Raw genomic sequence first — 13382 nt, forward strand, 5'->3', positions numbered from 1 at the left:
ACGTCGGCGTTCTCCGACCGGCGCTCCTTCGAGACCTTCCGCGCGAACCTCGATGAACTGGTTCGTGTCAGTTCTGCGCATAGGCGTAGACATAGATGTTGCTATCCATGTCCAATCGCTACCACTTCCACGCCGCGCGCCGCCAGAATGGCGCCGGGTGAACGCTTACCAATCTCGGCGAAGCCCAGCGCCCTCAGCCGATCCCCCATGGCGTATTGCAAGGCGCCACTCTCGCGGTTGTGCAGGACTTGGTGGGCCGACGATTGGCGCACCTAGAGGATCGCCTTGCGTTCCAGATGGTGAGGGCCGATCTTGTCAGTGCTCATGGCTGGCTTCCATCGTCGTTGTCCGCGCATGCTCCAGGATCAGCCGCGTCATCAGGCCGACGAGCGCTTGTTGCGCATCCTTTGGCAGGTCGGGCGAAATTGGGTGCGCCGGCCGCTGCCCCGCGTGGGAATAAATCCATCTGCTGTGCAGGCAGGCGCGGCTTGCGCCGATCCCCGCTCGCTGACGCCGTTGTCTTCCGCACCATGGGTCTCTCCCTGATTCTGGTCGTGAGAGACCCCGGATGCGCTGAAAACCCGGGCATTCGATGATGCTGCCGTATTCTTCAAAACCTGATCGAGCAGCACGGACAAAGCGCTGAGCGCTTGCAGACTAACGACGGGGACGGAGGAAAAGCGTACGTCGGGCGCGCATGCAGCGCGATCAAACATCCATGCGGGGATCTCGCGCCACCGCTTGACATTCAAGCCATCGACCGAACACTGGAACATGGCGCCGTCCGTCTTATCAATCGCAGCGTGGATGAAGATCTCGCGCCCGAACCACGGATGAAGTCGATATAGAACCTCCCTGCAAGTGGTCTTGTGGGCGCGCTCAAACCTCGTTCAACAACACCGAGCGTCCGCATGGATCATTGGGCTATGTTCCGTCGGCGCCGTCTTCATTCCGACCTATGCCGCGCGAGCGGCTGCGCGATCCCAACCAGCTCTGCCGCGCGCGCTGGTGCAGAGGCTCACAATGCAATAACATTCCAATTGCACCAGTCGATGAGTGCCGATCAGATGCCAAAAAAATTATTCATCAATTCCCAAACGGACTCTTAGGCAGCTTGCGGTCCTTTCGATGCCATCTAGTAGCGATACCTTACTGACCCACCCCAGCTCATTTTGTGCAAGCTTGCTGCTAACAACACTTACTGGAATGTCAAAACTTCTTCCCATTTTATATTCCACCTCGAAGTTAATGCTTAGCGCTGCCCGTATAAGCCTCAATAGCTCATTCAAACTAGTACCTTCACCGGAACTAATATTGAATACACGGTAATGGCCCGCATATAGCAAAGCTCGCGCAACCGCGTCACCAACATCACCAACGTAAAGAAAATCGCGAACAGTGGATCCATCACCCCAGACTTCAATCTTTTGACCGGTCAAGACGCGGCGTAGAAAAACCCCTACAACACCTTGGTCTCCTTCAAGTCGCTGCCACTCCCCATAAGGATTAGTAACCCTCAGAGATATTGCCTGAATCCCAAACCGCTCCTCGTAGGCAGACAAATACTTTTCAATGGCCAACTTCACAATACCATAAGATACCAGCGGGTCCGTCGGATGTGCTTCATCGACGGGAAGATATTTGACCTTACCGTAAACCGTCCCACCCGACGATATAAATACAATTTTTTTGACGCCACCTCTAACCATCGCATCCAAAATTTGCAGTGATCCAACCAAATTAGTTTTCACATCAAATATGGGATCATCAGCAGAGGTTTTTGGTGAAGTTGACGATACAACATGAACTACCGCATCTGTTCCTTCGAGAGCTTCGTCAACCCGCACGCGGTCAAAAACATCGCCATTGAACCATTCGACACGACTCGCTAGCTCTGGATCCCGAAAATTCTCTTTTTTTAAGCGATCCAGAACCCGAACTTGATGACCGTCGAGCAAAAGCCGTCCTACCACCGCAGAACCAATGAAGCCACCGCCTCCGAGCACCACGAGCCTCATGTTACCTCGTCACTCCCGGAACATTGGTGTTCCAAATTTCGAATCCCGATTGCGTTGCTGCCAAACCGTATAACCTTTCCAATCCGTGTAGGAGCGAGCCATCATAGGGGAGAGGCTCGGCGGGATAGTCGTTCCATTCTAAACCTAAGTCAAACATCGGCTTTAATGCTCTCGGTCTTGCCCAAAACATGGCTCCGACCGGAAAATGCAAACTGTCCGGGAAGCGAGTCAGAGAAAATGCCGAACTATATTGCTCGACAAAGCTCCTATTTTTATCCCATCCGACGACATGCGGATCGTCAGGGAAAACGAGTCCGATGCGCGGATTGTTTGCCATTTCCCCCAAAATTATGTCCGCCATTGGCGCATTTATACGACCCAAAACGTTATCCAATAAAAATTTAACCCATATCTTCGCTACCGAGCTATCCTTTAAGTCAGCCGATGTTTTAGTGTGAAGATGCCCGATAAGGTCATAGTTTTGCTGCATGATAGAACCAAATTCCGTTAGAAATGGGCCAACATCTCGACCCGGATCGGGCACCAAATTAATAAGGACGCGTCCATTTTGATACGAACTCAAGCGCTCTCGCATTTCATCGCGAGCCGCGTTACTTTTAACACTCACAAGCAAGTCCGGACGTACTGCATTGTGCAGAAGGCGTTCGAGAATTTCAGGGACGACGTTAAGGTGATAAGCATGAAGATGTAGGCCTATTCGGGTGCCTGCGGGAATCGGCTTGGGCCGATTGTTCGGCCGAATGACGGGGAACCTCCAAGGTCCTTTTGGTTCTCCGGCGCGCAAGAAGTCCGCCAATGGATCCGCGCACGGATCAGAAAGCCCATGCATCTCCCGATATATTCCAGGGTGGAATCCCGGAAATAACTTTCGACACCCTATCCCACTAGCCCAAGACCTAACATACCGGCGAATTAAGTCCGCACGAACTTCGCCCTTAGATTGACGCAACGAGTAAAAATCAAGCTGCGGCAAATCAGATTTCAAAATAGTTTGTACGTCGACATGTTCTTGTTGCGCGCGCGCTATCTGTACGACCGCCGCGTGCTCAAGTTCTTCAATATACCTCTCAGCGGAAAATTTCAGCTTCGCGATCTTGATACATTCCGATGATAAGATAGAACGCCTCTCGCCGGATCTTGCTAGAGAAACGACTTTTTCGGCCATAGAACTAACGTCTAGGTAGTCAGCAACGGTTTCTTTGTCAATTTTTTGCTCCACAAACATGCTCGCAATACCAGTGGTTTTTGCAAAACAGACCATCGGCAATCCGGCGGATAAAGCATCGATGGCGACGTTAGGCAGGGGGTCAAGTCTGGAGCTCAGAACCAGGAGGTCCGCAAGCCCAAAGGCGGCGGCCAGATCATTTACTTCGTCGAGAAAACTCACTCTGTCTTCGATACCATGCCGGCGTATCTGGTCCGCAATATAAACTGAATATCCCACATCATTATCTGGCATGAAGCCTCTACCAATCCAAACGAAATTCCAGTCGACATCGGGAGCCAAATTAATGGCTTTAGCCGCGCACTCAACAAAAAGATCAACCCCCTTTCGATATTCGACTAGGCCCGCGCCGATTACGGTCACCATTCCCGGAGAACGTCCTTTTGGTCGTAGAATATTCGCTACGCGAACCTTCTCCTCTAAGTGCGCATTGCCAACTTGGCGGTGGTCCTGGGGGATAATGCACCGCCCTTGCGGAATAATTCGGTAATCACGTGCAGCGATTTCTGGAGATTCGGCCAACGCATTATCTCGGGTGATATCCGCGGAAAAAATAGCGTCGCCAGACCAAAACGCGACCTCTTGAAATGCTCCTCGCGGACGAATGTAGGAGGAGAATTCATGAATGAGAGTTAGCGTAGGGACAAAGTGGTTGGCCAGTGCTTGCAAAACAAAACGCGAAGCGATGGAATTGACGATAGCATACTTCAGCGGCACCGACTCGACAATTCGTTTTACGACAAGCTCATTGAGCTCCATCGACCCTGCGAGGCCTACCGGCCCGACCACCATAGCGCCAGAAGCCCGACATGCGTCAATCAGTGGGCCGGCGGCGAGAAACAAGACCACTACGTTATACTTTTTCAGAAGCAACTGCGTCAATGTATACGCAACCATCGGAGCGCCGCCTCTGACGCCTTCATGGCTGACTATCAAAATTGACTCTCGCGCTTGCCGACGCAATACACTCGGTTGAAGAGCATCGAAAACGCGAGGCATGCTCGGAAGTCGCCCCTCAGCGCGACCGTGTTCATTGTAATGGCGAAGAGGATCAACTCCTGCTTCCCTGATGTCTGGATAAACACTCAAGTAGAAATCGGGGTCAAATTCGAGTTGGGCAAATTGATTTTTTTGCCCAGTTTGCTCCACTGATCTCACCTTTGTCCCACTTAGATCTGCTGACACAGTTCTCTCTGCGAGAGAGACGTCGTACCCTTGCGAGGATAACACCTCCCGCCAGTCGGAAACATCGACATCAGGATGAGTGTCGCGAACAGTAGACACTTTCAAAAACGGAAATCCAGAATGGAGCAGTGCCTTCCAATGGTGAAGAGTGCGGTTCATCTCGGCAGAGCCTTCTTGAGGAAAAATCGTTTCGCACTTTAGTCCGCCATTCATCAAAGTTAACGCCAATTTCGTCTCGTATTCAGCTATGACACTTGTCTTCTTCTCAAAAGATTCGACACTGTCGAAAAAGTTCCGTAGCTGTATTGATGACAACGCTTCTTCCTTGAAGGCCAAGAAAAAACTTTGAAGATGCCAACAGCATTCATAGGAGTCTGTCAAACCAACAAAATCCGACGCTGACTTTCGTATTTGCTGCAAAACGCCGTCAAACATAACGGCACTTGTAGGGCCGAACACACTATCATTGATCAGGTACAGAATTTTAGCGTTATAAAAATCGGGATTTAAGCTTATAACGTGCGCCCAAGCTGCGAAGTCAAAACCAATGTTCTGTCGAACGTAAATTCCATTTAGCCACTGAGATAGCTCCTCCCTTATCTCTACATCTTGTTCATCTGTAGCGACAATTAAGACTGTCGTGACCCCTCGCTGTATCAGGGAGCTTAGATAAAAAGGCACATGAGGCCGAAGCTTGCCGTTTGCTGAATGCGTGACAAAGAGGGCAATTTCAGGTTGAAGAGAGGGCCTTTTTATACATAGGATATTCGCGTCACTCGCCGCCCCTAGCAGTCCATGCGCTCGACAAGGCTCTCTTCCCTCTATCTTCCCACTCCTTAGGAAGTGGTAGAGTGGGCCTATGCCGGCGCGCGCGACATCAAGATTACAACGAAGGTACCAGTCTACTTCAAATCGTAAAGACGGGTTAACGCGATTTTTTTCGCCTACGGTTACATAGTGTATTAATGGATTTAAGCCTTGCAGGCGCACTTTGTCTTGCTGAGTAGTATACCATTTGGTATCAAAAAACGGATTTGGATTGAGCCCAGCCTGCGTACCAGTCTGGAGGTAATGCTCAAGGGGAGTTATGCGGCAAATTGGCTTATCGGTAACCTGCTCCAGATAAAAGCAGGCGTCGAATAGTGGATGCGGATTTTTGGCGTTTGCCGACCCGTGAATGAGGTAGTGAGCGAGTGGAGTCAAACCCGACTCCGCTGCGGTCGGGCACTGTTCAAGATAATATCTTGTGTCGAAAAGCGGATGAGGATTGCGACCTTCTGAGGCTCCATACTCGATGTAATGCCGGGCGGCATCAGTGTCTTCGGAGAGATCGGCGTAAGCGGCCAGATACCATTGTGGATCAAAAAGAATTGAGCCACTTATCAAAGCATATTCTGTAGTCTGGATACTTGTAATAGTGCATCCTCTGAAAAAATTGATGAAATTGTGTATCTTTCCTGATGGTCTCAAATTTAAGTCCAACGGAGCATTACCCGCCGCAATAACAATACGATCATCAGGCATGGTTCGTGCGTCAAGGCTTCGATGAACACGCCTTCCCTCTCGAGCTCCATGTCTAATGTAATGCACTAGTGGGTTCATGCGGGCCGCTACTACATCTGCGTTCTGCTGCTTGTAAATGCTGGTGCTAAAATATGGTCCTGGATCCCGATTTGCCGCCGCTCCTCGCGACAGATAGTGCTGCACGGGATCTTGTCCCCTCCGTATATCACCGTATGTCTCGCGATACCAAACCGCATCAAACAACCGTGATGCACGAAGTATACGGGCCTCTTCCTTGAATTTTCGCAGCTTAAGCATATACGTCAATTCTCCTAACTGCGCTTGATTTTAGAGCAGAGTCCGAACAATGTGGAGGATACGGTCGGCTTTTGCCCGTTGCTAACGGCGTCGACGGCATGGGACCGATGCCGTTTGGTGGGATTCTAGCAATTGCTCGGGCACCTGCGAGTGGGAACGGCTCCTGTGCGACAAGTCGATCGTTTCGAAAGCACCATGAGTCGGCCGCGGACCGTCTCTATTGTGAAGGGGATGTCGACACAGAGTTGGGCACGCACTAGGTGCGAAAACCGTTGGTGATTTTTCGAAACCTGCCGCACGGCCTTAGTACGCCCTCCGAACCGTTGATGGTCAACGGCAGCTCGTGGCACGTCATAAACATGAAGAGTGATGTGCGCAGTCATTGGATCACGCTCTTCAACTTGCCGAAGGACTGATGTGAAGGCCGAGCACCATGGCATACGTAGCGAGATACCGTTGTTCGTCGAACAGGCCGGTTGACACTATGTATTCGATTTTCTGATAGCTAATTTCCATCGATCACCTCGTCGATTGGAATCGATTTTCCTCGAATGATTGGTCCGATCTTAGGTTCGGAGCACAATCAAGCAGCGGATTCCGCTCGAACGTTTTCCACGCAGTCTGGGTGTTTAACACCGCCGTTGATTGTAACAAACCGTCTTTGATGGCCGAAGCGGAAAGTGGCACCATCGCATCCTTGACGCAAGAAGATAGAGCATATTGTTTTTTCACAAGTCAACAAATGGCGCGACGGAACCAGTCAAACGTGCGCGCGAGCCCTTCCGGCAAGGTATTAGCCGGCTTCCAACCGGTCGCGCGCAGCTTGGCGTTGTCCCCAACCACCATAGGGGGATCGCCCGGGCGATCCGGCCTTGCGCCGAGGCGGATGAGGTCGGAGCGCTCGGAGATATTCCCTAGCGTCGTAACAATGTCGGCGAGAGAGATCGGCACGGCCGACCCGATATTGGATGCGCCTGAAATATCGCTTTGCAGCAGCGCGACGAAGCCCGCGGCGACGTCCTCGACATGCATGAAGTCGCGGTAGAATTGACCGGATCCCAATTCCGCCGGCTCGCCCTTAGCCAGCTGTGTGCAGGCGTAAGGGACGATGCGGGCGGGATTTTCATAGGGGCCATAGGCGAAGAAAATGCGCCCCGTCGCGGCGCTGAAGCCGAGCTGTTCCGCGGCCGCCGTCAGGGCCTGGTGATGCGCGAGCTTGATGCGGCCGTAAAAGGTGTTGGGGCGCTCCGGCGTCATGCCTTCGACCATGTAGCCGCCGGTCCAGTCATATTCGGCGCAAGTGCCGGCGCTCACCAACCGCTTACCGCCGTTTTCGGCGAAACTCTTGAACAGCCGCGTGCCGAGTGCCAGCCAATCGAGATTGGCGGGGCTCGTCCAATAGCTCCCGTGCGTCGTTTCCCAGGCCGTATGCAGTACGTGGGTCGGCTGAACCTCGCAAATCAGCGCTTCAAGCGCGCCCGGTTGCAGCAGATCGATGGCCCGCCAATTGACGTTTGGCGTTCGCGGGCATGACGCGGAATTGCTTCTTTTCGAAGTCGTCGCCCAGACCTCGAAGCCGGCGGCGAGCGCCGGGGCGAGGCAATGGCGCCCGACGAACCCTCCGCCGCCGGTGATGAGCAGGCGCCTCGTCATGCCGCAAAAGGCTCGAAAGGCAATAGCGCCGCGCGGTCGAGATCGGCGAGCCGCGGCAGCTGCAGATCGCGCTGCGATTGATCGACGGGCACCAAAGGCCAATTGACGGCAATGTCAGGATCGTCCCAGCGCACGCCCGCGCATTTCTGCGGGTCGTAGAATTGCGCAATGTGATAGGCGACGACGCAATCGTCGGCCAGCGTCTGAAATCCGTGCGCAAAGCCGCGGACGGAATGCAGCTGCAAATGATTGGACTCGGTGAGTTCATAGCCGACCCAGTGTCCAAAGGTCGGAGATCCCGGCCGTAGATCCACCATCACGTCGAAGATCGCGCCGCGCACGCAGCGCACGAGCTTGTCCTCCATCTGCGGAGCCGCCTGAAAATGTAGGCCTCGCAGCGTGCCACGCTTCGCGTTGAAGGAATAACTCGCTTGAGCGAGCTCCGGGTTGAGCCCATGTTCAGCGAATTCGCGCGCACAAAAGGTACGGACAAAATAGCCGCGCGAATCTCCGGCGGGCGTCGTGCGGATCAGGCGGCAGCCCGGCAATGTGGTTCCGACGAACTCCATGGCGCGCCCTTAAAGAATTTGCGCGCGGGGAATTGGAACGATGAACTTGCAGCCCCACTCCCTTACGTGCGCCATTTGCTCGGTGATCTCGTCCTTAATATTCCAGGGTAAGATAAGAATGTAGTCGGGCTTTGCGGCGTCGATCGCTTCCGGGGCCTTGATGGGCAAGCGCGTGCCGGGAAGATACATGCCCTGTTTTTGCGGCGAGCGGTCTACAGTGAAATCAAGGAAATCTGACCCCACGCCGCAATAATTGAGCAGTGTATTGCCCTTCGCCGGCGCGCCATAGGCGGCGATTGTTTTACCCTCGCGCTTCAAGCCGATCAAGAGTTCAAGCAATGCACGCTTCGTTTCGCGCGCTTTTTCAGCGAAGGCGAGATAGGCTGCCTGGCCATCAAGACCCGCGGCGCGCTCGCGACCAAGGACCTCGTCAACGCTCTCGGTGCGCGCCCAGGAGGCGCTTTGTCGACACACGAACAGACGCAGCGAGCCGCCGTGCGTCGGAATCGTCTCGACATCGAAGATGCGCAGCCCATTGGCCGAAAAAAATTTATCCGCCGCGAGCAGCGACAGATAGGAAAAATGCTCGTGATAGATGGTATCGAACTGATTGAGTTCGATCTGATTTAGCAAATGCGGGAATTCAAATGTTGACACGCCTTCGGGCTTTAAGATCTCGCGAAAGCCTGACACAAAATCATTGACATCGGGTACATGCGCGAGCACATTATTGGCAGCTGTGAGATCTGCCGCGATGCCCTCGGCGACGAGCCTTTTGGCCGTCTCTTCGCCGAAAAATTCAATTCGCGTCGGGATCAGTTTTTCACGCACGGCGTATTCTGCGACAGAGCGACAGGGCTCGATGCCAAGAACGTTCACCTTTTTCGCGCGGAAATATTGCAGCAGATAGCCGTCATTGCTCGCGACCTCGACGACCGTGCTCGCCGGCGACAGGCCGAAGCGTTCGGACATGGCGTCCGCATAGCGGCGCGCGTGCTCGAGCCAGCTCGTAGACACCGAGGAGAAATAGGCATAATCCTCCCGGAACAAATCGTCTGCTCGGCGAAAATCCTCAAGCTGCACGAGCAAGCAAGAGTCGCAGACAAAAGCGCGCAGCGGATAATAGCTTTCGGGGCCGTTGCGATCGGCTTCCCGCAAATAATCGTTCGACACCGGCGTCGCCCCAAGATCGGCGAAAATCGTCGTCAGAGCCGCGTCGCAATGTCGACATTTCGTCGTCGCCGCGTGACAATTCGTATCATTCACGGTCAAATGCATTTCCTTTCATAAAGATCGGCATAAGCATCGATTTGCTCGTCGACGAGGAGCGACGCGCATGAAGGAACTTCCGCATAGCGCCGATACCATTCCATAGTCCAGAGCATTGTATCATCGAAACCGAGCGTGGGCCGCCATCCCAATTCGGCCTGCGATTTCGAGGAATCGACGCGCAGATAAGTCGATTCATGCAGTCTGGATTCGCCGAGCTCAACCGGATGATCCGGCTGTCCCCAGACCGTCAGCGCCGCGTCGACAAGGCGGCGCACAGGCATTTCGTTCGTCCGGTCGGGCCCGAAGTTGAACGCGCCCGTAAAATGTGACGGCGGCTGCCCTCGCGCGGCGTTTCCGACCAAAAGATGTGCGCCGAGCGAGAGATAACCCGCGCAAAGTTCAAGCACGTGCTGCCAGGGGCGGGTCGCCTCAGGGTGGCGCAGCACCAGTGGCTCGCCAGCGCGCAAGGCGCGCACAATATCCGGGACGATGCGGTTCTCGGACCAATCGCCCCCGCCGACTACATTGCCGCCGCGTGCCGTCGCTAGGCGATAACCCCCGCTCGGTCCGCGCAGCACCTCCATGAAGGAGCGCGCGACGATTTCTGCGGCACCTTTGCTCGCGCTGTAGGGATCGAGGCCGCCTAGCCGGTCGTTTTCTCGATATGCCCACATCCATTCCTTATTGTCGTAGACCTTGTCGCTGGTGACGAAGACCACCGCCTCCACCTCCTCGCAGTGCCGCGCGGCTTCAAGCACGTTGGCCGCGCCCAGGATATTGGTGGCGAAGGTCCGCAAAGGCTCGCGATAGCTGCGATGCACGAGAGGCTGCGCGGCGAGATGAAAGACGATCTTCGGGCGGATCTCCTGCATGAGGCGATCGATAGCGCTGTCGTCGCGTATGTCGATCCAGCGCGTGTCCTGGCAGCGTTCACCGATCTTCGCCCGCTCGAAGAGATTGTCGGGTCCCTGGTCGGGAGGCAGGCTGACGCCGGTGATATTGGCACCGAGCTTTGCCAGCCACGCCACAAGCCAGCCGCCTTTAAAGCCTGAATGCCCGGTGACGAGCGCCCGCGTCCCTGCGTAAGCGGAGAATGGTTTAGCGATTGGCATTGTAGCTCCACAGGCGATAGGCGACGCTATCGGCATATTGAAGCGGCGCGAGGGGCGCGCCTAGACCCAACTGAGCCAAGGCGCCTTCCCCGTGGCCCACATTTCCTCCAGCTGCTGCTTGTCGCGCAGCGTATCCATAGCATGCCAGAAACCGTGATGACGAAACGCCATCAATTGGTCGTTAGCAGCGAGCCGCTCCATCGGCCCGCGCTCCCAGATCGTGGCGTCGCTGTCGATAAGATCGAAGATGCGCGGCGACAAAATGAAGAAGCCGGCGTTGATCCAGCCCGACTCGCCTTCGGGCTTTTCCTGAAAGCCCTTTACGACGGAGCCCTCGACGATTTCCGCCGCGCCGAAACGGCCCGCGGGCCGCACGACGGTCATCGTCGCATCGCGGCCGTGCTGGAAATGGAAATCGATCTCCGCGCTGATGTCGACGTCACTGACGCCGTCCCCATAGGTCATGCAGAACGGCGCGTCGCCGACGTAATCGCGGACGCGCCTCAGACGCCCGCCGGTCATGCTGGCGTCGCCAGTGTCAACGAGGGTGATTTTCCAGGGCTCTGACCTGCGCTCGTGAATGATAGAGCTGTTCTCAACAAGATCAATCGTAACGTCTGATGTATGAAGAAAATAGTTCTTAAAATACTCTTTAATAATATATCCTTTGTATCCAAGGCATATAATAAATTCATTTATCCCGTGGTTCGAATATATTTTCATGATGTGCCAGATAATCGGGCGACCGCCAATTTCAACCATTGGCTTTGGTCGAACGCTAGTCTCTTCCGCGAGGCGGGTCCCCAAGCCACCGGCAAGGATAACGGCTTTCTTTATGTTATACTTCATCGTTTTTCGCTGCCCGAGCGCGCACTAGCGCGTCGCCTTTATGTGCCAGGCACAGAAAGCATGATGCGTTCCGTGTAGAGCAAGGTCTCTGTTACTGAAAGCCCATATGAAAGGCAACGCTCACTTGCGCGGTGGCGTTCGCGTATCCACAGGGTTCTATTGCGTTAGCGGAGGCGGCGCAGTTCGGTTAACAGCGCGGTGACGAAGTCGCAGCTTGAAAAATCGGGTTCTGGAGCGGCGATCACGGCGAGCATGGCCGGCGCGCCGCCGATCTCGGCGATTATGACGGCCATCGCGTTATCTGTTCGAATGACGCACAAAAAGGCCTTTCTGGCGGCCTCGGCGCGTTCTCTGGGCGTCCCGCAGCCGGTGAGGGCGCGTATCAGGACGCCGAGATTGAAGCCCGGCAACATGGATCAGGCAACGCTTGCCGACGTTCTCGCGGCCCCGAAGCCAGGCTCGGCGCATGCCGCCGCGATCCAGCACATGGGCGAAGCTGCGTTCGACCAATTTGCGCGCTTGCGCGTGGCCGCGCGCCCGACGCCTGATTTCAGCCGCGTTTGCCGGCGCAAATAGCCCTTCGCTGGCGCCGGCATCGCTGATGCGGCTCTTCCACTCGCCGCCATCGAGGTCCTTCAAGACCGAACGGGAGTGATACCCCTTGTCCGCAATTCTTGCAGGGATCGTCGCGTCTGGGCGCGAGACCGACCGCCGAGCGATTGTCCTTCGCCGTCTTCGGCGTCTCGTTTAATGTGGCCTTGTCCGCTTCATGGATTGGCGCAGCGACGATGAAGCCCGTATCGAGATCGACCGCATGTTCCGGCTTGCAGGCCAGATGCGTCGTCCCGTCCTTCATCCTGGCAGCCTTCGCCTCGGCGTCGGTTGTGTTCGCCCAATGTCGTTCACAGCTTCTTGCCTTTGCGCTTCTTGTCGAAGCGCGCGAAATCCTCGGCGCTGGGGGTCTTTATGCCGCTCTCTGTCGCCATGCGCGTGAGCATCTCGCGATAGGTTTCGCCGCTGTCATGCCGCACGATGCTGCGCAACGCGGCGTTTGCTTCCATGGTCGAGCCACCGACGCCGAATCGCTCGCCCTTCAGGAGGCCGCGCTCGGCGACGAGCTCCAACATGAAGCCGAAAACCTTCTCGTGAACTTCGTGCGGGAGGCGCGAACGCGTTTTCGACAGCCACGAGTGATCGGAAACCTTGTCCCCGTTGGCCAGCCGTAGAAAATCACGATCGCCGCGTGATACAGCTTGCAGGCGTCCTCGACGAAAGCGTCGAACCGGGCGTCGATCAGGACCCCTTGGAGCCGGTCGTAAAAGACGTGGCGAGGAGAGCGTGGTAGTTCGGCCCAGCTCACCACCAAATCGCCCTTTGCTGACAGCAACCCTTTCCGCTTCGACCGCACAGCCACGCTCGCCATGACGGACCAATCGTTTCCCGCCTTTTCCTTTCTAGCCGTCCAAGGCAAGAAAATCGCACCCGGCGTTCAAGATCGCCTGCGGGTGAGTGCCCGATACGGGCCGCGATCTAGCCTCCCAGCCGACGCTGTCGCGCCTCGAGAACGCGCCCGCCATGCGCAGCGTGATCCGCCTGACCTATGCGCTCGTCGACCGATGGATGGCCTCCGACGACAAGCCGCCGTCCTCCGTCACGC

The 13382-nt window shown here is 55.4% G+C and carries 10 protein-coding genes and 1 pseudogene; 1 reads left to right on the plus strand and 10 read right to left on the minus strand.

Annotated elements, in window-relative coordinates; translation table 11 throughout:
- Window positions 1-377: 377 nt before the first annotated feature.
- The 10 genes from JJT62_RS18845 to JJT62_RS18890 form a co-directional block, all read right to left on the minus strand.
- Complete coding sequence (locus JJT62_RS18845; RefSeq protein ID WP_202074331.1) at window positions 378-776, minus strand: hypothetical protein; 399 nt, start codon at window positions 774-776, stop codon at window positions 378-380.
- A 303-nt stretch (window positions 777-1079) separates the two neighbouring features.
- Window positions 1080-2018, minus strand: a complete 939-nt coding sequence (locus JJT62_RS18850; RefSeq protein ID WP_202074332.1) for an NAD-dependent epimerase/dehydratase family protein — start codon at window positions 2016-2018, stop codon at window positions 1080-1082.
- Between the two features lies 1 nt (window position 2019).
- Complete coding sequence (locus JJT62_RS18855; protein ID WP_202074333.1) at window positions 2020-5973, minus strand: rhamnan synthesis F family protein; 3954 nt, start codon at window positions 5971-5973, stop codon at window positions 2020-2022.
- 1032 nt (window positions 5974-7005) lie between these two features.
- Complete coding sequence (locus tag JJT62_RS18860) at window positions 7006-7923, minus strand: NAD(P)-dependent oxidoreductase (RefSeq protein WP_202074334.1); 918 nt, start codon at window positions 7921-7923, stop codon at window positions 7006-7008.
- The gene (rfbC, locus tag JJT62_RS18865; RefSeq protein ID WP_202074335.1) at window positions 7920-8492 is read right to left on the minus strand and encodes a dTDP-4-dehydrorhamnose 3,5-epimerase; all 573 of its coding nucleotides are present in this window, start codon (window positions 8490-8492) and stop codon (window positions 7920-7922) included. The genes JJT62_RS18860 and rfbC overlap by 4 nt, the downstream gene beginning before the upstream one ends.
- A 9-nt stretch (window positions 8493-8501) precedes the next feature.
- A complete protein-coding gene (locus tag JJT62_RS18870; RefSeq protein ID WP_202074336.1) occupies window positions 8502-9770 on the minus strand; it encodes a class I SAM-dependent methyltransferase in 1269 nt (422 codons plus the stop codon).
- Complete coding sequence (gene rfbG, locus JJT62_RS18875) at window positions 9761-10876, minus strand: CDP-glucose 4,6-dehydratase (RefSeq protein ID WP_202074337.1); 1116 nt, start codon at window positions 10874-10876, stop codon at window positions 9761-9763. Before rfbG ends, JJT62_RS18870 begins: the two co-directional genes overlap by 10 nt.
- Before the next feature lie 60 nt (window positions 10877-10936).
- Window positions 10937-11725: a glucose-1-phosphate cytidylyltransferase gene (gene rfbF, locus JJT62_RS18880; RefSeq protein ID WP_202074338.1), complete on the minus strand. Its 789-nt coding sequence runs from the start codon at window positions 11723-11725 to the stop codon at window positions 10937-10939.
- A gap of 164 nt (window positions 11726-11889) precedes the next feature.
- On the minus strand, window positions 11890-12138 hold the full coding sequence (locus tag JJT62_RS18885) for a hypothetical protein (RefSeq protein WP_202074339.1): 249 nt from the start codon (window positions 12136-12138) through the stop codon (window positions 11890-11892).
- 489 nt (window positions 12139-12627) lie between these two features.
- A complete protein-coding gene (locus tag JJT62_RS18890; protein ID WP_202074340.1) occupies window positions 12628-13158 on the minus strand; it encodes a hypothetical protein in 531 nt (176 codons plus the stop codon).
- A 40-nt stretch (window positions 13159-13198) separates the two neighbouring features.
- Between JJT62_RS18890 and JJT62_RS18895 the strand changes: the two are divergent.
- Window positions 13199-13382 (plus strand): annotated as a pseudogene (locus JJT62_RS18895) (transposase); the annotation flags it as partial.

The organism is Methylocystis sp. Sn-Cys (assembly GCF_016745395.1).
Lineage (GTDB): Bacteria > Pseudomonadota > Alphaproteobacteria > Rhizobiales > Beijerinckiaceae > Methylocystis > Methylocystis iwaonis.